The organism is Sphingosinicellaceae bacterium (assembly GCA_019285715.1).
Lineage (GTDB): Bacteria > Pseudomonadota > Alphaproteobacteria > Sphingomonadales > Sphingomonadaceae > Glacieibacterium.
The window spans coordinates 2,931,161-2,954,402 of the sequence record CP079108.1 but is presented as its reverse complement, the minus strand read 5'-3'; the positions used below and the strand labels follow the sequence as shown (position 1 = coordinate 2,954,402).

The window sequence follows — 23,242 nt, the reverse complement described above, 5'->3', positions numbered from 1 at the left end:
CGGGGGGTGGGGCGGCGCGTCATGGCCGGCTGCCGATAGGGTTGGTGTAGACGGGCGTCGGCGGCCGCTGCGGGCGGACGCCGGTGCCGAAGGTTTTGCCAATGCGCTGGCGCGTCGCGGTCTGGCTGGCGACCCCGGTGACGACGCCGGGCGATCTTGCGTCCGGTACCGCGATGCCGGTGCTGCCGGCGCGGTCTTGCGCGGTGCGGGCGGCGGCGCCGAGGCGCGCGGCGGCGCAGTCGACGCTGCCGGCGCGCGTACCGGCGATGTCGACCACGATGCACGGCGTCATCGGGCCGCCGCCGATCACCGGCCCCGCCGCCGAGGGCACGGCGATGGTCGCGGCCATGACGACCGCCAGGACGAACGCCACGCCGACAAAATAGACAGTTCGGAGCATCAGAACTTGGTCGTCAGGTCGATCTGGAGGACGTCGTTCGAATAGGTCGGCCCGGCGATCGCGTCCGACGACAGCCAGCGCGCGCCGATCGAGGTGCCTTTGGCGAAGGCGTACCAGCCGCCGAGGATATAGCCCTTGGCGTTGGTCCCGCCGAAGTGGAAGTCGCTGTCGGCGAACGCATCGAGGACCGCGTCGGATTCGATGTGGCGGTAGCCGGCGAGCAGCTTCCAGTCGCCACGCTTGGTCAGCTCGGGCTGTCCGACGATCAAATTGGCCTGCCAGCCGATGTCGCCACCGGCAAAGGCGCCAGGCTTGGTCACCGTGCCGACCGTCGTGCCCGGGCCGAAGCTCGACGGGTTGATCGCAGTCGCGGCGATGCCGGCGCGGTCGAAGCCGAGGTTTTTGACGTAGTCGCCCTCGAGCCGGACCGGCGCGGCGGCGAAGAAGCCGAGGTCGAGCGCGGCATGGACGTCGAGGATCTGGAACTTCGAAGCCAGCCCGTAATATTGGCGGTCGGCGCTGGTGCCCGGGGCGGCCGAGGGGTCGGCGACGATATTGCGCAGGGGCTTGAGCGAGTTACCGAACTGCTGGAATGCCGGCCGCATCGCGTCAGTATCGCAGACGTCCTGGTTGAACGGGCACGGGGACGACAGCTCGCCCTGGACCTTCTCGAAGCGGAAGTAGCCGCCGGCGAGCTTCAGGCTGACTGCCTCGAACGGGGTGACGACGATGCCGATCTGGCCGGCGACGAGATACTTGTCCTTCGACGCGAACGAGCCAGCGTCGTTGGAGCCGAAGTTGAAGTCGGTGTTGAAGATCGGGAACGCACCGGCGTTGGCGAACACCCCGACGTGGTCGGTAACCGGATAGTTGATCGAGGTTGCGACGCCGTCGAAGTTGAGATCGTCGTCGAACAGTAGCTCCGACGTCCAGAACGGGTTGGCGAAGCGGCCGAGCACGGCCTCGACGCCCTTGACCGGGGTCAGGCGGATGTCGGCACGGTCGAGCCAGATCGAGTATTTACCGAACTCGCCGTTGCTGCCGAGCGTCTGGTTGGTGGACACCGGCGAACGGTCGGAGCCGGTCGCGATGCGGACTTCGGCGACGACATGGTCGTCGACGCGCGCCGCGATGCCCAGCCGCGCGCGGATGCGGGCGCGGTCGCGGTTCTCGGTGGTGTTCAGGTAGGGCGGGTTGGCGTAACCGGCCGCGCCGACATTCTGGTTGAACGCCGAACCGCTGTTGATCGCGCCGAAGTTGGGAAAGTCGGCGTAGTTGCCGCCGGTCTGCAGGCCGTTGGTAAATTTGGGCTTGTCGAACCGGACGCCCTCGCCGCGGACGCGGATGTCGCCCGAGATGGTGATGCGCTTGGTCCATTCGGCGACCTCGCCCGGCTTGGCCCAGCCCTCGGTGCTGGCCTGGTCGGCAAGTTCGGTGCGCAGCTCTGCCTTCAACTGGTCGCGCACGACCTGCGGGATGTAGGGGATGACCTGCGTACCGGCGGGCACGGCGGCGGCGGTAGCGACCGGGGCGGCGGCGGCCCCCTTCGCCTTGGCCTCGGCGATCATCGCATCGGCCTCGACGCGGGTGACGACGCCCTTGCGCACCATGACCTCGAGCAATGTGTTGGAGTCGACCTGCTGGGCGGCGGCGGGGGCAGCGGCGACCAGGACAGACCCGGCGAGCAGCAGCAGTTTCAGGCGGTGACGCGACATGATGAGTTCCCTGGAAAGATGATGGCGGGCCTTGGAGGACGATGGTCCGCGCGAATGAAGGTGACGGGCGGTCAGGCGGCGTTGAGTTCGATCCGCATCACCGGCAGGCCGGCTGGGGGGCGTTGCGACAGTTGCAGCCCGGCCAGGCGGCGCTCGATCTCGGCGTCGCGCTTCGCACTGCCGGTGCTGCCGAGCAGGTGCACAGTGGTGATGCGCCCATCGCTGTCGACCGTAACCGCCAGCATGACCCGGTAGCGGCCCCGCGCCAGTGCCGGGTCGGCTTGCGTCGCCCGTCGGATGTCGGTGAGCACGGCGGCGGCATAATTCGCGAACCCGTTGTCGCCGCTGCCGGCCTTGATGCCGATGCGGGTGCCCCCGCCGTCGCCGACCGCGAGGCCGTAGTTGCTCGGACCCGCCCCTTCGCGTGCGCTCAGGGCGCTGTCGCCCGCGACCGGCTCGGCCTGCGGGGTCGGTGGTGGCGGCACGTCGGTGACTGGCGTCTCGAGCGGCATCGGCTTTGGCTCAGGGGGCTTCTCGACCGGCTTGACCTCGGGTGGTGGCGGTGGCGGCGGTGGCGGCAGCACGACCTTGACGGTCTTCTGCTCGCCGGGACGCAGGCTGACGGCATCGCCGCGCCACAGCATCAGCGCGACCACCACGACCAGTGCCGCCGCGACCAGCAGCCCCATGGGCGGGCGACGGCCTCGCCGGGTCCGCACCGGGGTTTGCGCGAACGCCGCGTCGAACGCCGCCGCGTCATATGTCGGGGCCGGGGCTGCGAGCGCCATGACTCAGGCTCCCGGCGTCGACGAAGTGGTCGGCGGGCGGGTCGCGGCCATGCCGAGGCTGGGCACGCCGACCTTCGAGCACAGGTCGAGCACCGCCATGACCTGGTCGTACTGGACGCTGCGATCACCGCGCAGGATCACCGCGAGGTCGGGCGTCGCGGCGATGCTGGAGCGCAACTGCAGCTCCAGCTCCGCCATCGACACCGGGATCGCGTCGATCGACACGGTGCCGTCGTCAGCGACCGCGATGACCCGCGACTTGGGTTGGTTAAGGGCCTGCGTCGACGATGCCGAGGGCAGATCGACCTTGATGCCCTGGACCGCCGCCGTGGTCAGCAGGATGAAGATGATCAGCAACACGAAGGTCAGGTCGACCAGCGGCGTGATGTTGATCTCGTTGTACGGCTTCTTGCCCTGGATCTGCATCGACGCTTACTCGGCGGCGAGCATGGCGGGAGTGGCGGCGATGTCCTGCCACGTCTCGGCGATGCGCTTTTCCAGCTCGTCGACGAAGATCTGGTTTTCCGCGGTGATCTCCTCGACCCGGCTGAGCAGGTAGTTGTAGCCGAACAGCGCGGGGATCGCGACCGCCAGGCCGGCCACCGTCGCCAGCAGCGCGGCGGCAATGCCCGGCGCGATCGCATTGATGTTGACCTCGCCCGCCGCCGCGACGCTGGCGAAGGTGATCATCACGCCGAGCACCGTGCCGAGCAGCCCGATGAACGGCCCGCCCGAGATGGCGATGGTCAGCAGCACCATCTGCTTGTTGATGCGCTGGCTCTCGCGGACCTGCGCAGCATCGAGTGCCGAGCGGATTGCCGCGATCGACTGCGCCCGGATCGCGAAGCGCGAGTCCGACGCGCGGCCCTCCGCAAGGCGGTCGGCGAGTTCGCGCCGGCCGATCTGGTAGAGGCGGCCGAGCGTGGAGCTCGCCGCCCCGGCGCCGGGGTCGAACGCCGGCAGGCCGTCATGGCCGGTGCTGCGCTTGGCCTGGCGCTGGTAGGCGTCGAGGAAGTCGTCGTTGGCGGCCCCGACGCGGCCGACCAGCAGGCCCTTGGTGATCATCACCCAGACCGCGATCGCCAGCATGATGCCGAGGATGCCGATGACCACCCACGCATCGGGGGTCAGCGCCGCGAACAGGATGCCGAAGTAGTTGTGGCCCGGGCCTTCAGTCTGCTCGGCGGTGTCGAAGCTCAGAAGCTTCGACGTCTGCCCCTCGCTGGCGGTGGCGAGCTGAGTGGCGCCTTGTGACAGCGCACCGGCCGAGACCCGCAGTTCGTCGACGGTCCCGGTGAAGCCGGTGCCGATGGCGGCGGGTCCGGTCGCGGCCGGCAATGCGCCCGCGACCTCGCCGGCGGGCTGGCCGTTGACATAGAGCAGGGTCTTCGCGCCGTCGTTCGACAGCGCGACATGCGCCCAGGTGCCGGCCGGGAGCGGTGCCCCGGCGCTGCGCTTTCCGTTCGCCTCGAGGAACAGGCGGCCGCCCTCCAGCACCAGCGCGGCGCTGCCCGGCACGTCGAGCAGGTGGCCGGCGGCGGCTCCTGGCTTGACCCACAGCGAAACGCCGAGCGGACCGCCCGGGAAGGCAGCAGCGGCGATCGTCGCCGGGGTCGTGCCATCGAGCTTCAGCCCCTGGCCGATCAGCCCGGGCGTGGTCCCCGCACCACCGCCGGCGGCGACGTTGTTGACGGTCGCGTCGTGCAACTCGCTGCCGTCGAAGTGATAGACCGCGCGGTAGCCGTTGAAGGTCCCGGCCGGGTCCTGGCCGGGCTTGGCGGTCTTGTTGCCGTAATAGGCATAGATCGCCGACCGCGCGCCGGACTTGATCGCGGTCACGTCGACCCAGACCAGCGCCTGCTGCGCCTGTGGGTCCCAGCGCTCGATGCTGAACTTGAGCGGCGTGCGGTCGTCACCGCCGACGAAGCGCAGGTCGGAGCCGTCCGGCTTCACGTCCGCGAAGCTGAAGTTGCCCTGGTGCAGCCGGACGAGGATCGGCGCGCGCACGACCTCGGTGGCGACGCCGGCCGCCGTTGCATCGAGGTTGATCCGGGTGCGATAGGCATAGTCGCCCTGCCACCAGGCGTGTGCGGGCGCGGCAAAACTCAGCGCCGTCGTGGCGGCCAGCGCCCCCGTCAGGAGGCCCCGCTTAAGGCGTTCGGACAAAGACATTTAAAATTCCCCCCAGATACGGAATCGAGCAAAAAGCGAGCCGGACCGGGAGTCCGGGCCGTCGACCAGCGGCGTGCCGAAGTCGCCGGCGCCGTTGAGATAGTTGAAGACCTTGAAGCGGACGCCGACCCCGGTGGAGCCAAGTGTCCAGCGCCGCTCCTGCCCGGCGAGTGGCCGGTGGATGCCCGCCGTACCGCCGTCGGCGAACAGCACGACCCGCAGCGACCCGACCGGCTTGCCGGCGCCGCCCGCGGTCCCGAACAGCGACGACAGCTCGGGCAGGCGAAGCTCGGACTGCGCCGCGATCCCCCAGTCGCCGAGTGCCTCGGACTCGTACAGCCCGCGCACGCTTTCCATGCCGCCGAGCGAAAAGCCCTCGTTGGAGATCAGCGGGTCGGGAGACCATTGCGCGCCGGCGTGGGCGTAGACCTCGAAGTCGCCCAGCGTCCGGGTCTGCCCGAGTTCAGCCTTGACGATGAAGAAATTGGGCTTGGCGCCGTAGCGCTTGTAGTCGAACCGCACCGCATCGTCGCCGGCCCCGCGCACGCCGAAGACCGTCGTCAGGCCGGCGTTCGACTGCACCCGGTCGCCGGTCCAGTCGCCGCGCCAGCCGACCGTCACCGGGAAATACTCGATCGGCGCGGAATCGCGGTCGGCGCCGAGCCGGACGTCTTCCTTGAATTTCTTCCAGTCGAGGCCCGCGGTCAGGCTCTGGTAGAAGCCCGCGCTCTGGCTCAGCGGCACGATGGCACGGCCGCCGAAGATGGTGCCTCGGCCGATGACGCTGGTGCCGCCGACGACCGCGATATCGCTGTCCGAATAGACCCCGTAGGCCATCAGCTGGATGCCGCCGACCCGCGCCAGGTAATTGCCCGACACCACGGTGCCGTCCTTGGAACGGCGCGGCGCGGTCTGCGCCGAGACGGAGATGCTGTCGCCGCGCCCCCATAGGTCGTCGTAGCGCAGCGACGCCGCGACCCGCAGGTCACTGGTCGCTACCGAGCTGAAGTTGTTGACCTCAAGGGTGCCGTGCAGGGGCAATTTGTCCGCGACGTTCAGCACCACGTCGACCGTGCCCGGCGCCACGCCCGCCGTGACCGCCGGGCTGACCTTGCGGTCCGCCGAGCGGTTCAACCCGACGATATCGCGCTGCACCGCGGTGAAGTCGGGCACCGTCCCCGCCGCCAGCGAGGGCGCCCGCTTCAGCACCCAGTCCGCGGTCGTCCGCTTGCCCCCGGCCACGGTCACGGTGCCGATCGCCTGCGCCTGCACCTCGAGCTGGATGGTGCCGCTGTCCACCGACTGCTCGGGAATTATCACCGATACCGTCGCATAGCCGCGCTTCTCGAACGCCGCCTGCAACGCCGCGCGCGCTACCTCGATGTCCGTCGCGGTCTTGCCCGGACCCATCGATGGATAGACCAGCGCCTCGACCTCCGCCGGGGGCAACACCGTGTTGCCACTCACAGCAATCGCCAACACGTCGAACGTCGCTGCCGCAACCGCAGCCGGCGGCGCCGGCGGCACCGGCGCCGCTGACTGCGCAAGCACCGGCGCTGCCAGCCCGGCCGTCACCAGCAAGACGGCGCGAGCGACCGGCGCGAGCAGGCTTATTCTATGAATCATCAACACCCCATCGCGCCGACCCGGTCGGAAGGCGCGTTCCCATGCAAAGTCGATCGTCCGGCAAACATGCTCGATCCCCCTCGTTTGAAGGATCCGCGCCGGGCAGAAATGCGAAGCACTTATTTTCGGCCGGCGGTTCGGCGGCCGCCGCGAGACGGAATCTCGGCCTACGTCATCAATATGTGACAAACGCCCTCTACCAAGCCCTTCTTTAGTGATCGGACAGTGGGACCATGATTAGCCAGTGGGACCCGTCCCGGCTCGCTGTGCTCTTCCTGTCGGTGTCGGCACATCTGGCGCTCGGTTATGCGCTGCTGACCGCCATCGAGCGCTCCCAACCGATCGTCAGCCACCCGGCCGCCGCCGGTTCGCTCAAGGTCTTCGCGCTGCTGCCCATCGTGGAGCAGACGCCTGGCGAAACCGCGGCCGCCGCAGCCCTCGACCCTGTGGTGGAGAAAACGCAGTCTCGCGAGCGTCTGCAGGTCGCATCCGCCGCGCCGCTGCAGACCGCGACCAGCGACCACTCGGCTCCCGGCACGATCGGCGATCGTGGCACAATCGTGACAGCGGTCACCCCGACCGTGCGCGAGATTGCCGACATCCCAAGCGCCGAGACCGCCGCCTTTCGCCTCCTGCTGCAGGCGCATCTTGCCCATTACCGGATCTATCCCGTTGCGGCCCAACATGCCGGCGATCAGGGCGTTGTGGTGCTGCACTTCGTCCTCGATCGTGAGGGACGGGTGACGGAGCCGTGGATCGAATCGAGCTCCGGTGCCGTCGCCATCGATCGCGAGGCGCTGGACGCCGTGGCGCGGGCGCAGCCGTTGCCGCGGCTACCGGTCGACTGGCCGGCCAGGATCGATATCAGCCTGCCGGTGGCGTTCAACCTCGGTTGATGGCAGTCCACGTGTCCACGAACGACCGGGGCTGGGGCGTCGTGGCGGCCGGCGCGGTGCTGCTCGCTAGCCAGATCGCGCCGGGCGTATCGCCGGTCGCAGCGCAGGCCAGCGCGCCGATCGTCGAGTACTCCTTCGATATCGCTGCCCAGCCGCTCAATCTGGCGCTGGCGAATTTCGCCAGGAAGGCGCGGGTCAGCATCGCCTACGAAAGCGAGTTGGCCGTGCGTCGGCGGTCGGTCGCGATCCGGGGTCGCTATACCGTGCAGATCGCGCTGCGGGCGCTGCTTGCCGGGACCGGCCTCGACGCACGCTTCACGGGTCCGGCCTCCGCCATTGTCTATCCGGGCGGCAGCGCACCGCCCCCGACGACCTTGCCGGGCCGGCTGCCTTCGCTGCGGCTCGATCTGGCCGAGGTCCGCGCGCCGCTGACGATCGGCACCCCGGTCCGGCATGCTGCTCTCGACTATGCGCGGCGCGCACAGGGCGAAATTCGAACCATGTTGAATACCGATCCGGCGTTCAGTCGCCGCAGTGTGCAGCTCCGCATCGCCATCGGGATCGACCCTGCGGGACGCATCGAGCACGTCGACGTCATTCGGAAAAGCGCTGATACAGCGCCAGTCGACGACCTGCCCGAGGCGCTCACCGGGCGGCAGCTGTCCACGCCGCCACCACCGGAGCTCGAACAGCCGATGCGCTTCGACGTCACGACCGGCAGCCTCGGCAGCTTCGGTTGAACGCTGCCGCACCCGCCGACGACGAGCCCGACGCTGCACCGGCCGGGGCCGAACGCCCGACGGTGCGGGCGGTCCTGCGCAATACGCTGGTCGACGGATACGATCAGCTGCGCAAACGGCTGACCGCGCGGCTCGGTTCGATCGATCTGGCGGGCGAGGCACTGCACGAGACCTGGTTGCGGCTGCAGGATGGCCCGGCCTTGGCACCGGTCGACAATCAGCAGGCTTATCTTTTTCGAGCCGCGCTGAACAACGCCTCGAAACTCGGTGCCGCCCAGCGTCGCGTGCTCGGTACTGGCGACATCGATGATCTTCTGTCGATCGCCGACGACGCGCCGGGGCCGGAGCGTATCGCCATCGCCCGCAACGAAATCGCTCATCTGCGCCGGACCTTGCATGGCCTGACTCGGCGTCAGCGCGAGATTTTCCTAGAAAGTTTTACCGGCGACGCCACTCATGCCGAACTCGCTGACCGGTACGGAGTTACGATACGGACGGTACAAAGTGATTTGCGTCAGGCGCTAATTCACGTCGCGCGCGGCATGGCCGGGAATGATCGCTTCGCGATTGGGACTCTCAGAGTATCTAGGAAGTGACAGGGATCCCGATACCAATGCCGCAGCCGACGCCAGGCACCAGATGACCAGCGCTGCACCGCCGGCGCGACCGCCTGACGGCGACCTCGATGCCGCGGTCGTCGAGGCTATCGACTGGCTGGTGAACCTGTCGTCGGGCGACGCTACCGAAGCCGATGCCGAAGCGCTTGAAGCGTGGCGCACCGCAGATCCGACGCACGACCTGGCCTTTCGGCAACTGGCGGGGATGCGCCCGGTGGCGCGCGCCCTCAAGCGAGCCCCTGTTGTCGACCGCCGCGGCGTGCTCGCGGCAGGCGGTGCCATGGTCGCCGGCGGCATCGCGTTTGGCATGGCGCGACCGCCGCTCGGCCTCTGGCCATCCTACGCCGAACTGATGGCCGATCGCCGCACCGGCGTCGGCGAGCGCCTGGCCTTTGCTCCAGGCGTCGGCGTCAACATCGAATTGAACACGCGGACCAGCGTGTCGCTGCACGACGCGGGAGGCACGCTCGGTCTGATCGACGGCGAGGCCTTCGTAGCGATCGACCGGGCCACGCCGTTCGGCGTGACCGCCGGGCGCGCCCGACTGCTGGCGACCCGAGCCGCGTTCGACGTGCAGTTTCTGGGGGCTGATGTGCGCGTAACCTGTATCTCCGGTGGGGTCCTGTGCCGGCACGACGGGGTCACCTCGGCGGTGAGGCCGGACCAACAGCTCACCTTGACCGCCGATGGCCGTAGCGCGCGCGCGGCGGTCGTGTCGGCCCGAGCCGTCGGCTGGCGACAGGGCTATCTGGCGTTCGAGGCGACGCCGCTGGCCGAGGTCGTCGCGCAGATCAATCGGTACCGCGCGACCCCGATCCTGCTGACGGACGCGGCCTTGTCGCAACGACCGGTCAGCGGCGTGTTTTATACCGACCAGCTCGAAGCGGCCCTTAACCAGCTCCAGCAACTGCTCGCGCTGCGCCTGCATCATCTGCCGGGCGGCGTCGTCCTGATTAGCTAGCGCCTGCGACATGTGTCGAGCAGCCGTGCCCTGTCAGCCACCGGGGCCTTGCCGTTGGGTTATATGTCCCGGGCGTCGAATCCGTTCGCCCGACGACCTGAACGGATGTCTGCTTGCGGGAACTGCAACAACCGTCGAGTGAGCGTGCATACAGCCCGCTTCTTACCGTTCGTCGCCCATAAGCGGTCGGTCGTTTAGCGGCCAGCTGAAGCTGCGTTGATACCGAAACGGACGTCCGAATCTTGAAATCGGTAGAGCGACGCCGGATCCGATGGCGGCCACTCGGCCCGCGCCTGCCAGGCCAAGACCGCCGGGCAGCGGGATCGGGACGGCGCCGTTGCGCTGGGTGACATCCAGATAGTTGACGCCGATCGCTTCCGGCTCGATCCAGACTTCGCCAGCACCGGGCTCGATTGTCTTGATCGACTGCACCTGAAGGACCTCCGGTCCCCCGGTTTTTCGAGGCGTATGGCGATACCCATGTTCTTCTCCAGATACTCAATCACGCCGACGCGCCGCCTTGGACCTGCAAACAGCAGTCCAGAGCAGACCGGCTGCTACAGCGTGGGACGAAGGTCGCGGACCTGGCTGACGCCCTCCAGCAGCGATGCGACATGGAGGATCGTCGATTCCGCCTGCCAGCTGCCGGTGATCTGCACGCTGATCGGCAACCCTTCCTTGCTCGTGCACGCCGATGTTCGCGAGTGCGTCCGCCGCCGCTTTCACAGTCGCCGCGACCTCGGGATCGACCGGTCCGAACCCGGGTCCGACCATCCAACCCACCCGGAGGGGGCGGGAAGGTTGGCGGCCGATGCCGGCGTCGAACGGGACGGTACTGGTTGCAAACGCATCCTTGCCGTCCGGCCCGACCAATTGAGAGAAAGCGAGAGCGATATCCCTCACCGAGCGGGCCATCGGCCCGACATGCCAGAAGCGACGCGGCGCACGCGGCCAGATGCCGGTCATGGGGACGCGGCCATGGGTCGCCTTCATCGACGTGATGCCCGTCTGGGCCGCCGGGCCGCGCACGGAAATGGCAAGATCGGTGCCAAGCCCGAGTGGAGACATGCCAGCGGCGATCGCGGCTGATTCACCTCCGCTCGAACCGCCCGGCGTGCGGGTCAGATCCCAAGGGTTGTTCGAGCGACCGGAGAGCAAATTATCACTCTCGATCCAGTAGGAAAATTCCGGAAGGTTCGTCTTCGCGAGCAGGATGCCGCCAGCCTTCTTCAGGCGCGCTACGCTGGTCGCGTCGACATCGGGGCGACGGCCCTTGAAGATCGGAGAGCCACGCTGGGTCAGCACGCCGGCCGTGTCGATCGAGTCCTTCGCTGTGAACGGGACACCGTGCAGCGGGCCGAGCTCTTCACCCGCCAGCACTGCCGCTTCGGCCACCTTTGCGGCTTTGAGAACACCCTCGGCGACAGTGACGATCGCGTTGATCCTGGGATCTGCATCCGCAATTCGATCCAGATGGGCTTGGACTATTTCGACTGGGGAAATGTCCTTGGTGCGCACTAACTCGGCCAGCTTCGTCGCGTCGTAAAAGGTGATGTCGTTGGCCATGATCGACTCTCCTACCTAACACTTGGTAGGTTGCAGATGAGCCTTTCATTTCGGGCGGTCAAGCTCTACCTAACAGATGGTAGGGGATCGAATTAGGTATATGAGGGTTCGGCTATGAGCACGAGTGAGGCGATCTTGCTGGCAGCACGGAACAGCGTACAAGCGCACGGATATGGCGGTCTGAACTTCCGCGATCTCGCCGCTAACGTCGGCATCAAGGCGGCGAGCATCTACCACCACTTCCCGAGCAAAGCTGACCTCGGTGCGGCAGTAGCAAGACGCTACTGGGAAACCAGCGTCGCTGATCTCGACGCCCTGCTGGCGGAAACATCTGGTCCGAAAGCGGCCCTGCGTAGATATCCCGATAGTTTCCGCCGGTCCCTGGAGCGCGAGAATCGGCTTTGCCTGGGCAGCTTCATGTCCGCTGAATATGACGACATTCCGGAGTTGGTGAAGACGGAAGTTCAAGCTTTCGCAGATGTCAATGTGGCGTGGCTCGATCGGCGCCTGGTCGAGGCGAGCATTGTCGGTCCCGCGAAAAGCAAGGATCGGGCGCGCGCTATTTTCGCGGCTGTCTCCGGAGCGCAGCTTATGGCCAGAAGCCGGTCGGACATCGCTCTGTTCGATACGCTGATCGACAACTTTCGTGCCGTTGAGCTCCTGCCATCATAGCTCTTTCGGTCCCAGCCCCGAGCGGATGGGGTCTGGCACAGCGCGCACACAGCCGATGCATGCAGCGCTTCAAACCAGCCGTACAGGCGAGATGAACCAGCGTCAGCTTCGAGAAGCGGCCGCGGATCGCTGGAGGACCGGGTTTGGGTCCTAATGGCCGAAGGCGCCATACTGCGATCGACGATCACCGGCGTACACCAGCCTCCGGCTTAGACCGGCTTCTCTAGCGAAGCTGGCGGGGTCGAAAACCAGGGCGGGCTGCTTTCGGTCATGTGGAGCAATCCTCCAGCCCCACGCCGAGCCTGCCGGGCAGGTAGAGCCAAGGCTCGTCCGAAAAGCACTTGCCGGGCTGCAGCGGCGTCGTCTCGTTATGGACGAGGTTGACCGGCTCGTGTCCATCAAGCCCGATGCCATGACCGTGCGGCGCGTGACGTCGGGAAGATGATATCGCGGGCCGAACCCCTGCTTCTCGTAGTAAGCGCGGACGGTATCATCGACCTGGTCTGCGGGGCGCTGACTTCGTATGGCACCATTCCGACCCTGATGCGCGCCCAGACCCAGCGATAGGCGGCGATCGTCACCTCGGTCGCCTTCGTCATCAGCGCGACCTCAGCCGGCGTCTTGATCATGCGGCAGCTGCGCACGACGGGATTGGCCGAGACCAGCTTGAGGCCCGGTGGTCGCTGTTCTCAGCAGCCCGGCAGCGTCTTCATCGGTTGCCACGAGAACGCAGCCGACAACGCTTACCGGGCTGCGCCCTCGGCTATGTTTGCCATAAGCAACTGGGGCGCCGCTAAAGCCTTGCGCGGACCCCGAAGAATAGCGCACGCCCCGTATATTCGTAGAACGCCGGGACGTTGCTATAGGTGGAGTAGCGCTTGGTCGCGGAGTCGAGCAGGTTCGACCCCTGAGCATAGACAGTCAACGACGGCAGGATATCATAGGAGATGCTCGCCGCGAGCTCGTGATACGGCGACTGCTTGATCGCCAGACTGTCGATGTAACTGGCCAGTGACGACACGAAACGCGACTGGTACTGGTACGACACCGAGGCATCGATGCCGTGGGCCTCGTAGAAGATCTTGGCATTCGCCGAGAACGGCACGGCGTCCTGCAAGTCGGTGGTCGGCGCGCCTTCGCGCACCGCCCGCGAGTGGTTGTAGGTGGCGTTGACCTGGATGCCGAAGCCGTTCTTCAGGAAATACTGGCCGCCGACCTCGAGGCCATAGACCTTGGCACTATCGCCGTTGACGAACTGTACTTCGGTGAACGGGAAGCTGGCCGGGGCGCCGGGAACTTGGTTGGTTGGCGTCAAGGTGAACGGCACTGCCCGTGTCGTCACGAAGTTGGTCAGGTGCTTGTAGAAAACCGCCGCGGTGAGTGCGAGGCTCTTGTTCGGGTAGTATTCCAGCGAGATGTCACCCTGGTCGGCCGAAACCGGCTTCAGGTTCGGATTGCCCGCATCGCTGACGACCGGCGTATTGGACTGGGCTGCCGAATAGTCCTTGGCCGAGGAAAGCTGGCCGAAGGTCGGCCGCGAGATCGCCTGCGAGGCGGCAAGACGGACCCGCAGCCCATCGGCGAGGTCGTAAGCGAAGTTGGCCGATGGCAGCAGGCGGGAATAGCTGCCGCCGCCGACGATCGGCTCGATCGGATTGAACTGGACGTTCGCCGTACCCGCGCCGACGACGACATAGCTGGCGACCGAAGCGCCGTAGCCGAGCGAGTCGACCGTCGTGTTGACGTAGCGCAGGCCGATGTCGCCCCGCCACTTCTCACCTTGGAAGTTGACCTGGCCATAGGCGTTCCACGTCCGTTCCTTGATCAGGTAGGAAGCCAGCTGATCGGGAACGACCTGTTGGGTCGCGTAGCCGGTGGGGTAGGGCAGGCCGGTATTGGGATTCAGGATATTGGGATTGTTCTCGGCCTTCGACAGTGACGCCAGGTAGGTATCGATGTCGAACGTCGGGACGGCGCGTGGAAAATTGCCCGTCAGGTTCGGCAGGATGTTGGTGTATTTCGGCTGCTGCAGCACGCCACCGCCGACTGCGGATAATGGAAACGGATAGCCGGCGAAGTTCTCGGCGGTGGTATACTGATTGTCGATAGTCTCGACGTCCTTACGGCGATCCGAAAAGGCGCCGCCAAAGCTGAACGACTTAAGGAAGCCGAGGTCGAGATCGTATTTCAGGTCAAGCTTGGCCTGGATGCTCTTGTCAGAGATGTTCTCGCCCTGGATGCCGATATAGTGCGCACGGACGTCGGCATCGGTAGCCGAGGACAGGGGCCGGTCGGTGACCGTTCCATCGGCGTTCGGGATGGTCAGCACCAAGTCGGGCAAGCCACCAGCGCGGGTCGAGATCACGGCCTTGGAGCCCGGGATGCCCGCGACGACAAAGCGGTTCTGGCCACCGGTGTCGTTTGTCGCCTTGCCGTACGATGCGTCGGCCGCGACGCTGAGCCGGTCCACCGGCTCCCAGTCGATATGGCCGCCGATCTGATAGGTGATCGACTTGCGCGGCTCGTCGGTGTTGACGATATCGATGGTCGCCGGCTGAACCGTATAGTTGGTTACGACCTTGTTGGAATCGACCGTGATGTTGTTGAGATCCCACCGCACGCTGCCGTCGTCGGCGAGCGGCGTCAGGCCGACGGCGATGCGGTGATTGTGTTCGATGTCGGTGTAGTTGCTGTAGATGCCGTCTAGGCGGAATTCGAAGCGATCGGAAGGCTTCCACTGATAGGCCGCGGAACCGCCCCAGCGCTGGCGCTCGGTCTCGACATAGCCGGTGCTGTAGAAATAGGGAACGATGACACCGCCGCTTGGCACCTGGACAATGCTGCGCTGACCGCTCGGGTCGGTGGCGATATCGAACGTGTCGGTGCTCGAGTATTCGCCGAGATTGTCGGTCCGCGACTTGTACTTGTTGTAGGTTCCGGACACCAGGATACCCATGGTGCCGTCGGCGAAGGTTGTGCTGACGACGCCCGAGGCCTTGAAGCCGCCCTTCTTGGCGAACTCGTTGTACTGGCCCTCGATCGACCCGGCGGCGTGGTTGCCCATATGGTCGAAGGGGCGCGCGGTGCGAAGGTCGATGTTGCCGCCGATGCTGCCTTCGAGCTGAGTTGCCTGCGCGGCCTTCTGGATCTCGGCGCCGGAGATGACTTCGGACGGCAGTACGTCGAAGGCGAAGGAGCGGTCGGGCCCGTCGGTCGGCAGGATGCGGCCGTTGAGCGTGGTCAGGGCGAAGTCTTCGCCGAGGCCGCGGACGGTGACGCTGCGGCCTTCACCGCGACCGTCGCGGCCGACCGTGACGCCGGGGATGTTCGACAGCGCTTCGGCGACGTTGCGGTTGGGAAACTTGCCGAGTTCTTCGGCCGAGATCGCGTCGACGATGGTCGATGCGTCGCGCTTGGTGTCGATCGAACGCAACAGGCTGCCGCGGACACCGCGGACGACGATCTCGTCAGGGTCGGTAACTGCGAGATCGGACGGGTCGCCGCTCTGGCCGGGGCCGGACTGGACCGGCGTGCCGGGATTGGGTTGTTCGGTCGGCGAAACCGCGGTCTGGGCCAGGACGCCGGAACCGGCCAGGAGGGCGGTCACGCTGATGCCGGAGCGGATGAGTTTCCGCCAATGTTTCGCATCGACCATGGTGCTAACTCCCTTTAGAACTCTCGGACGGTTCCACTCTGTAGCCACCCTACGGCATACGAGCGATTTGTTGCGCATTTCTAACGTGGCCATATTTAAATTGTCAAACGCTTTAAAACGAAACGCTGCCTTTACTCGTGAGCCTTGCTAAAGAGGCACAGTTCGGCGGGTTCGTGGCGCTGCCGTAGAGGGTAGCGGCCCCGCGGCAAGGCCGACAAGCGGGTTGAACCTCGAGAGCGCCTGCCTGGTCAAGCAACCGACAGCTCAACGTTCGCTGGTTTCGTTTTGCTTTCGGATTTAGCACGCCTAACGTGATCGCAGGCGTCGTGCCAAGCTGATCTCGCGCCCAGAGTTCGGCCCGCGGATGTTGGAGACTTTGCCGGCCTTCGGCATCCATCTCCAATCTCTGCCGCAAGACCTGATGATCTGTAACGGGAGCCAAGTGATCATGCCATCGATGCGCGATACTCGCCGATGGTCGTATCACAACTCGTGTTGCCCGCTCGTGGCGATCGTCGCGGCGTTGTCGGTCGTTCCGGCGCAGGCACAGATCGATCCATTGACACCGACCGGGCGTTTCTCGGTCTATTCGTCCACCGTAGCGGCGACGCCGCCGATGGGCTGGAATCCGTGGAATGCCTTTCGTACGAACGTCGACGAAGCCAAGATCCGGGGTGTGGCGAAAGCCATCGTCGATACCGGCCTCGCGCGAAAAGGCTATCGCTTCATCAACGTCGACGACGGCTGGGCCTTACAGCGGCTGCCCGACGGACGGCTTCGCATTCGGGGCAGCATGTTCCCCTCGGCGGCAGTCGCAGGCAGTCCGACCGGATCGCTGAAGCCGTTCACCGACTTCATCCACGGTCTTGGATTGAAAGCCGGCCTGTACACCGACATCGGTCGCAACACGTGTGCCCAGCGCTGGGATGCGGAGAGCCCCAACCTGCCGGTTGGCACGATTCCTGAGCGCCAGGTCGGCAGCTTTGGCCATGCCGAGCAGGACATACGGATGATGTTCGCCGACTGGCGGTTCGACTACGTCAAGATCGATGCTTGCGGGGTCGCCGACTACACGCCCGAGGTCGCGCCGGTGCGGTCGGGCTCCTACCAGGCGTTTGCGCCGCTGATCGTGCGCGGCGATATCCCGAAGTCCGATCCAGGGGCGGTCGAGAACCTCTATGCCACGCTCGGTAACGCCGTCCATCGCTGGGGCGGGAAGGACGCGATACTTTCGATCTGTGCCTGGGGGGAGGCGCTTTCCCCGCTCTGGGGACCGGCGCGGGGCAATCTGTGGCGGACTAGCCCTGACATCGAGTTCACCTGGGCCAGCATGCTCGTCAACGTCGACAGCGTCATCGACGGTGCGCTCTACGCTGGTCCGGGACATTGGAACGACCCGGACATGCTGGCGATCGGCCATGGCGACTTCGACGAGAAACACCTGGTCGAGGCGCAATCCCATTTCACTTTATGGGCGATCATGGCCTCGCCGCTGCTGCTTGGCTACGACCTGCGCCAGTCACCGCCGGCGCTGCTCGACATCATCGGCAACCCCGAAGTGATCGCCGTCGATCAGGACCCAGCGGGCAATCAGGGCGTGCCCTATCGCAGTGGGGAAACCATGGTCATAGTCCGCACGCTGGCGGGCGCGGGCACCCGTGCCGTGGCCTTCGTCAACCGCGGCACAGCGTCGGCTGAGGCAGTCGTCTCATGGGCGCAACTTGGCTTTGCGCCCGGAAGTCGGGCTGCGGTGCGCGACCTCTGGGCCCGGCGTGGCGGGATAACGGCGGCCGATAATATCCGGATCAGGCTTCCCGCACATGGCTCGGTACTGCTCCGGTTGAAGGGCACCCCCGCCGATCCCGCAGCGACGTTCCTCGACGAGATGCCGGGCAGGATCCACGTCGCCGCCGACGGCCTGACACCCGCCACCGCCCTGCCGATGGGCAGTTTTCCCGCCCGTCTCGGCGTCACCCCGGACGGGAAGTCCTTGGGAACGAAAGGCCAAGCCTTCGGTCGGGGCATTGGTCTCTACGCCAACTCGCGGCTCGAGATTCGCACCGACGGCCAGTTCCGCCGGTTTGTCGCGACCCCCCGGGTAGTCGGCAACGGTCAACCGGTCCGATTTCGCGTCTATGCCGACCGCAAGCTGGTGCTGACCGCCTCGGCTTCGAGCAAGGTCCCGTCGCGCCAGTTCAACATCGACATCAGGGCCGCGCGCATCGTTGAGCTGGTCGCCGACAAGGGCAGCGGGGAGGGCCGGCCGCCGATGATCGCGTGGAGCAGCGCAAGCTTCCGGCGCTGATCCGGAATGTGAATATAACGAAGCAACGCTTTGATTGATGCTATTCCGTTGCATCACGGCGGCGGGCACGGGAATAACGCGATGGTTCGGGACACCAGTGAACGACGGCAGCGGATCAGCACGATGGTGCGTGAACGCGGCAGCGTCCAGGTCGCACCTCTTTCCGAGCGTTTCAGTGTTTCGGTGCAGACCATTCGCAAGGACCTGCGTTTCCTGGCGACCAAGGGCGTCATGGAGCGATCCTATGGCGGCGGTATCAGTGCTGACGCGGTCAACGTCACAGCCGAGCCGCCGGTCGAGGCAAAGCGCTCCAGCCACGCCGACGAGAAGATCCGCATTGGCCGGCTAGCAGCCTCGATGGTCCGGCCGGGAGAGTCGATCGTGCTCGATTCCGGCACCACGACGCTGCAGATCGCGACGTTTCTGCCCGACGACGAGGACATCACGGTCCTGACCAACGACCTCGACATCCTGTCGGTGCTGGCAACCAGGGAGCGTCTCAACATCGTCATGCTGGGCGGCATGTTGCGCCGCAAGAACCGTGCTTTCTACGGCGCGCAGACCGTCGCGGCGCTGGAGGACCTGCGCGTCGACAAGCTGTTCCTGGGGGTCGACGGCTTCGACGTCGAGTTCGGCATCACTACCCATTACGAGCCCGAGGCAATGCTCAACCGCAAGATGGTCGAGGCGGCGCGGCAGGTAATCGCGGTGACCGACGTCTCCAAGTTCGGGCGGGTCTGCCTGCACCGCATCATCAATCTCGACAAGATCCACCACCTCGTTACCGACGACGCGGTCCCCGACACCATCCGCTCAGCCTCCGAGCGGCTCGGCTTCCAGGTCCACAAGACCTGAGTGGCGCCTAGCCCTTGAGGTGGAAGATCCTGCGCGCGTTCAAGTAATAGATCTTGTCGATTACCGAGCGCGGTAGGGCCAGCCCCGGTGCCTTGGCCTTGATTGCCGCGACCGGTTGCGACAGCGGCGTCGCCAAATAGCGCCAGTCAGAGCGCCACGTATCGTCCGCCTCCTTGCCAAAATTGCCCGTCGTCGGCGGGTTCTGCGCCCGCGCCTTGGGGTCAGGTGGGCTGTCGGTCAGGTCGGTGCCGTACATCAGCTGGTCCTGGTACTTTACGAAGAAAGCGCGGACCTTGGCGTGGTCGGCGTTCGACTGGACCTGCACCTGGCTCATCCGCGCGGCGAGATCGACCACCGCATTGGGGTAGCGGTCGAGGAACTTGGCCAGTTCGTCGACACTCCACTCGAGGCTCGCCATGTGCGCGCCGTCGAACGCCAGCTTGGGGTGCCGCGCCACGAAGCGGTCGCGCGCCGCCATCAGTGCCTCGTAGCTCGGCTCCTCCGGGTGCTTGAACATGTAATACTCGGGATGCTCGGTGAAATAGCTGCGGTCGTTGTCGGTCGTCATCTGGTCGAGCGGCAGCCAGCAGTTCTTGGGCTCGCCCTGGTGCGCGATCAGCGGAACCCCGCGCGCCTGGATGTGCGCCATGATCGGATCGAAGCGCGGATCGTCGAGGAAGACGCGCTTGCCCGCTGCATCCTTGGCGATCATGCCGATGTTTTTCCACACTTTTACAGCAACCGCGCCATGCGCAAAGCCGTCGTCGACGAGGCGCTGCGCCTGTGCGGTCCAGCCCCGCGTGCCGAAGCCGTCCATCGAGAACGTCGTCGCGAAGTGGAAGTGCTTCGGGTCCGCGGCGTGCATCTTGTACGCGATCTCCGCCTGCTTCGGGAGCGGCGGGAAGTCGGGGTAGTCGACGTTGATCGACAGCAACTCGAAGCCATCCTTGCGCGCGATCTGCAGGAAATCGGGTGCGTCGCGATTGGCGTGGACATGCGCGTCGAGCTTGGGCACCCGGGCGAAATCAGCCTCGCCATACGTCGCGGGCTTGGCAGCGGCGCCGGTCAGCGCCAGGATTGTGGTCAATGGCATCAAAGCCCGGCGCGGCCGCATGAAAATCTCCAAAGGAAACGTAACGAAATAATCTTATGTTGCGTTCAGCTTTACGCAAGTCATAATGATCGGGCGCAACTCGCCGAAGCCTGCGCCCTTGGTCGTGGTAAGCCATCCGTCCTTCGAGGAAGCCGATCGTGTCAGAGTTCACACTATCCCGGCGCAGCGCGATCGCTGGCCTGTCAGGCGCCGGAGCCGCAATCGCCGCCGGTCAGCCCGCGCTTGCCCGCGCCCTGACCAGCAAGGCCGCGGCCAATGTCGGCGACGGCGTCCTGACCATCGAGTTCGACTCCGACCTCCATTCGCGCATTTCGTACAAGGGCAAGGTCCTCACTGCGATGGAACCCGGCGAAGCAATCGGCCTCCAGGACAACCGCGCCATCGATCGGTTCGCCCTGGCCGAGCAGACCAGCGAGACCGTCGCCGGCGCGCACGGACCCGGCCGTGTCCACCATCTGCGCGGTACTGCCGGCAAGCTCGAGAAGCTTGTTTCCGTCACCTTCCTCGACCACTATCCGGGCCTCGCGCTGATCGAGGTCCGCTATCGCAACACCGGCAAGTCACCGCTCGCCGTCACTGGCTGGCAAGCAGCGACCCATGATCTGCTGCCCCATCCAGATGGGGCGTGGAGCTTCTCCGGCGCCTCCTACCCCGACCGCCGCGACTGGGTGCAGAAGGTCGAGCCCGGCTTCGGCCAGCGCAACTTCATGGGCATGAACGCCTCCGATTACGGCGGGGGCACCCCGGTTGCGGTCGTCTGGCGCCGCGATGTCGGGCTTGCAGTCGGCCACATCGACACCGTGCCGCGCCTCGTCTCGCTGCCGGTTTCGGGCCAGCCCGGTGGCACACGCGTCTCGATCGTCGGCGACACTCCGACCTTGCTCACACCCGGCGCAACCCTCGCGCTGCCCCCAGTCTTCCTGATGGCGCACGAGGGCGATCATTTTCGCCCGCTCGACGCCTATCGCCGCCTGATGGCCGAGCGCGGGATCGCGGCACCGGCGATCCCCGACACCAGCTACGCGCCGGTGTGGTGCGCCTGGGGCTATGGCCGCGACTTCACCAAGGCCGAGGTGCTGACTGCGATGACCAAAGCCAAGGCGATCGGCCTCGAATGGGCAGTGCTCGACGATGGCTGGCAGACGTCGGAAGGGGACTGGAAGCTCAACCGCACCAAGTTCCCGCGCGGCGACGCCGACATGAAGGCCTTCGCCGACCAGATCAAGGCAGCCGGAATGCGTCCCCGCCTGTGGCTCGCACCGCTGGCCGCCGACCCGGGCACCGACCTGCTGCGCGACCATTCCGACATGCTGCTGCTCGACCGCAACGGCGCGGCACAGAACGTCAGCTTCTGGAATGCCTTCACCCTGTGCCCCGCTTATGCGCCGACGGTCGATTATTTCCGCGGCCAGGTCCGACGCATCCTGAGCGACTGGGGCTATGAAGGATTGAAGCTCGACGGCCAGCACCTCAACGGCGTCGCGCCCTGCTACAACCCTGCGCACAATCACGCGCGGCCCGAGGAATCCTATGAGAAGCTGCAGGATTTCTGGAAGGCGCTGTACCAGGAGGCGATGTCGATCAACCCGAACGCGGTGATGGAGATCTGCCCGTGCGGCGACAGCTTCGCCTTCCACAACATCGCCGGGATGAACCACACGCCGGCGTCCGATCCGACCTCGTCGTGGCAAATCCGTTCGAAGGGCAAGAGCTTCAAGGCGATGATGGGGCCGTCGGCGCCTTTCGCCGGCGACCATGTCGAGCTCAGCGACCGGCACAATGACTTCGCCACGCACTACGGCATCGGCGCGATCCTCTCGACCAAGTTCACCTGGCCGAACGACCCCGTCGATACCACCGATCCGCTGCCCCCCGGCGGCATCGCGCTCAACCCCGAGCGCGAGGCGCTGTGGCGCAAGTGGATTGCGCTGTACCGCGCCAAGATGCTCCCCAAGGGCGAGTATCAGGGGCATCTCTACGACATCGGCTTCGACAAGCCGGAGGGCCATGCGATCCGCGCCGGGACCAGCATGCACTATGCCTTTTACGCGGATAAATGGTCGGGGCCGGTGGTTTTGCGCGGCCTGCCGCCCGGCCGGCATAGGTTGACCGACAGCTTCACCGGCCAGCCGCTCGGGATCGTCTCCGGCCCTGCCGCCAGCATCCCCGTCAGCTTCGAACACTTCCTGATCGTCGAGGCGTCACCCGTTCAGGAGACGATTTCCGCATGAGCATCAGTCCGTCTGCGACCGGCCGGGCCTGGCTGTGGAACGCGCTGGCGACGGTGGTGCTGTGGGGCATCTGGGGCGCCTATTCGGGCCTGTCGCCGCAGCATCATTTCCCTGAGACCCTGGTCTATTGCGTCTGGGCGCTGACGATGATTCCGCCGGCGCTGGTGGTGCTGTCGCAGGCGGGCTGGAAGCTCGACACCGATCGCCGCGCCATTGCCTATGGCCTGACCGTCGGCCTGCTCGGCGCGGGCGGGCAGATGGTGCTGTTCTATGCGGTAACGCGCGGGCCGGCCTATCTGATCTTCCCGGTGATCTCGCTGTCGCCGGTGGTCACCATCGCACTGTCGTTCCTGCTGATCGGCGAGCGGACCGGCAAGCTCGGCGCACTCGGTATCTTGCTGGCATTGCTGGCGCTGCCGACGTTCGACTTCGCGCCGGGCGGGGACGGGCAGGGCGGCGGTTGGCTATGGATGGCGTTGGTTGTCATGGCCTGCTGGGGGCTGCAGGCCTATTTCATGAAGTCGGCCAACAACGTCATGTCCGGCGAGAGCATCTTTTTCTACATGACGGTGACGGGGCTGGCGCTGATCCCGATCGCCTGGGCGATGACCGACTTCAGCCGGCCGATCAACTACGGTCTCGACGGTCCATTGCTCGCGGCAGGCATCCAGGTGCTGAACGCTATCGGAGCGCTGACCCTGGTGTTCGCCTTTCGCTACGGCAAGGCGATCATCGTCGCGCCATTGACCAACGCCGGCGCGCCGCTGGCCACGGCGATCATCTCGATGGTCGCGCTGGGCGTCGTACCAAGCTCGCTCAAGTCGATTGGGATCGTACTGGCGCTGGCGGCTTCGCTGCTGCTGGCGATCGCGCCCGACGCAGAGGATGCGGACGTCACCAGCGAAACCTGACAAGCAACAGCAGTTTCG

Annotated in this window: 19 protein-coding genes and 1 pseudogene; 9 read left to right on the top strand and 11 right to left on the bottom strand. The window is 66.0% G+C overall.

The window, feature by feature from the left end:
- Positions 1 to 19: 19 nt before the first annotated feature.
- From KX816_13685 to KX816_13660, 6 genes are all read right to left on the bottom strand, one after another.
- Entirely contained in the window at positions 20 to 400 is a 381-nt protein-coding gene (locus KX816_13685; protein ID QXQ05306.1) for a hypothetical protein, read from the bottom strand.
- Positions 400 to 2,115, bottom strand: a complete 1,716-nt coding sequence (locus tag KX816_13680; protein QXQ05305.1) for a putative porin — start codon at positions 2,113 to 2,115, stop codon at positions 400 to 402. The genes KX816_13685 and KX816_13680 overlap by 1 nt, the downstream gene beginning before the upstream one ends.
- Before the next feature lie 71 nt (positions 2,116 to 2,186).
- Positions 2,187 to 2,903 carry a TonB C-terminal domain-containing protein gene (locus KX816_13675; GenBank protein ID QXQ05304.1) on the bottom strand — a complete coding sequence of 239 codons (717 nt, stop codon included), beginning with the start codon at positions 2,901 to 2,903 and terminating at the stop codon, positions 2,187 to 2,189.
- Between the two features lie 3 nt (positions 2,904 to 2,906).
- Entirely contained in the window at positions 2,907 to 3,329 is a 423-nt protein-coding gene (locus tag KX816_13670) for a biopolymer transporter ExbD (protein QXQ05303.1), read from the bottom strand.
- 6 nt (positions 3,330 to 3,335) lie between these two features.
- Positions 3,336 to 5,075 (bottom strand): DUF2341 domain-containing protein, encoded by a 1,740-nt coding sequence (locus tag KX816_13665; protein ID QXQ05302.1) that lies wholly within the window; start codon positions 5,073 to 5,075, stop codon positions 3,336 to 3,338.
- On the bottom strand, positions 5,076 to 6,701 hold the full coding sequence (locus KX816_13660; GenBank protein ID QXQ05301.1) for a ShlB/FhaC/HecB family hemolysin secretion/activation protein: 1,626 nt from the start codon (positions 6,699 to 6,701) through the stop codon (positions 5,076 to 5,078).
- A gap of 233 nt (positions 6,702 to 6,934) precedes the next feature.
- Here KX816_13660 and KX816_13655 point away from each other — a divergent pair, with 233 nt between their 5' ends.
- The 4 genes from KX816_13655 to KX816_13640 all read left to right on the top strand — a co-directional run bounded on the left by KX816_13655 (position 6,935) and on the right by KX816_13640 (position 9,915).
- On the top strand, positions 6,935 to 7,597 hold the full coding sequence (locus KX816_13655; protein QXQ05300.1) for an energy transducer TonB: 663 nt from the start codon (positions 6,935 to 6,937) through the stop codon (positions 7,595 to 7,597).
- Positions 7,597 to 8,337 carry an STN domain-containing protein gene (locus tag KX816_13650; protein QXQ05299.1) on the top strand — a complete coding sequence of 247 codons (741 nt, stop codon included), beginning with the start codon at positions 7,597 to 7,599 and terminating at the stop codon, positions 8,335 to 8,337. Before KX816_13655 ends, KX816_13650 begins: the two co-directional genes overlap by 1 nt.
- A gap of 62 nt (positions 8,338 to 8,399) precedes the next feature.
- Complete coding sequence (locus KX816_13645; protein QXQ08571.1) at positions 8,400 to 8,933, top strand: sigma-70 family RNA polymerase sigma factor; 534 nt, start codon at positions 8,400 to 8,402, stop codon at positions 8,931 to 8,933.
- A 121-nt stretch (positions 8,934 to 9,054) separates the two neighbouring features.
- Positions 9,055 to 9,915 (top strand): DUF4880 domain-containing protein, encoded by an 861-nt coding sequence (locus KX816_13640; protein QXQ05298.1) that lies wholly within the window; start codon positions 9,055 to 9,057, stop codon positions 9,913 to 9,915.
- 162 nt (positions 9,916 to 10,077) lie between these two features.
- On the opposite strand, the gene KX816_13635 is transcribed toward KX816_13640, so the two are convergent.
- Positions 10,078 to 10,347 carry a hypothetical protein gene (locus KX816_13635; GenBank protein QXQ05297.1) on the bottom strand — a complete coding sequence of 90 codons (270 nt, stop codon included), beginning with the start codon at positions 10,345 to 10,347 and terminating at the stop codon, positions 10,078 to 10,080.
- A gap of 66 nt (positions 10,348 to 10,413) precedes the next feature.
- Positions 10,414 to 11,481 (bottom strand): amidase, encoded by a 1,068-nt coding sequence (locus KX816_13630; GenBank protein QXQ05296.1) that lies wholly within the window; start codon positions 11,479 to 11,481, stop codon positions 10,414 to 10,416.
- Between the two features lie 114 nt (positions 11,482 to 11,595).
- Here KX816_13630 and KX816_13625 point away from each other — a divergent pair, with 114 nt between their 5' ends.
- Positions 11,596 to 12,153, top strand: coding sequence for a TetR/AcrR family transcriptional regulator (locus tag KX816_13625; protein ID QXQ05295.1), 558 nt, complete (start codon positions 11,596 to 11,598; stop codon positions 12,151 to 12,153).
- A 209-nt stretch (positions 12,154 to 12,362) separates the two neighbouring features.
- Here the strand turns inward: KX816_13625 and KX816_13620 are convergent.
- Together KX816_13620 and KX816_13615 are read right to left on the bottom strand one after the other, a co-directional pair.
- Positions 12,363 to 12,782, bottom strand: a pseudogene (locus KX816_13620) (M24 family metallopeptidase).
- Positions 12,783 to 12,946: 164 nt separating this feature from the next.
- Positions 12,947 to 15,808, bottom strand: coding sequence for a TonB-dependent receptor (locus tag KX816_13615; protein QXQ05294.1), 2,862 nt, complete (start codon positions 15,806 to 15,808; stop codon positions 12,947 to 12,949).
- Positions 15,809 to 16,313: 505 nt separating this feature from the next.
- Here KX816_13615 and KX816_13610 point away from each other — a divergent pair.
- Positions 16,314 to 18,113, top strand: coding sequence for an NPCBM/NEW2 domain-containing protein (locus KX816_13610; protein ID QXQ05293.1), 1,800 nt, complete (start codon positions 16,314 to 16,316; stop codon positions 18,111 to 18,113).
- Positions 18,114 to 18,194: 81 nt separating this feature from the next.
- Entirely contained in the window at positions 18,195 to 18,968 is a 774-nt protein-coding gene (locus KX816_13605; GenBank protein ID QXQ05292.1) for a DeoR/GlpR family DNA-binding transcription regulator, read from the top strand.
- A 7-nt stretch (positions 18,969 to 18,975) separates the two neighbouring features.
- Here KX816_13605 and KX816_13600 read toward each other — a convergent pair whose 3' ends face one another.
- Entirely contained in the window at positions 18,976 to 20,082 is a 1,107-nt protein-coding gene (locus KX816_13600) for an amidohydrolase (protein ID QXQ05291.1), read from the bottom strand.
- Positions 20,083 to 20,420: 338 nt separating this feature from the next.
- On the opposite strand from KX816_13600, the gene KX816_13595 reads away from it, so the two are divergent.
- Together KX816_13595 and KX816_13590 are read left to right on the top strand one after the other, a co-directional pair.
- Positions 20,421 to 22,313, top strand: a complete 1,893-nt coding sequence (locus tag KX816_13595) for an alpha-galactosidase (protein ID QXQ08570.1) — start codon at positions 20,421 to 20,423, stop codon at positions 22,311 to 22,313.
- Positions 22,310 to 23,224 (top strand): DMT family transporter, encoded by a 915-nt coding sequence (locus tag KX816_13590; protein QXQ05290.1) that lies wholly within the window; start codon positions 22,310 to 22,312, stop codon positions 23,222 to 23,224. Before KX816_13595 ends, KX816_13590 begins: the two co-directional genes overlap by 4 nt.
- The last annotated feature ends 18 nt before the right edge of the window (positions 23,225 to 23,242 follow it).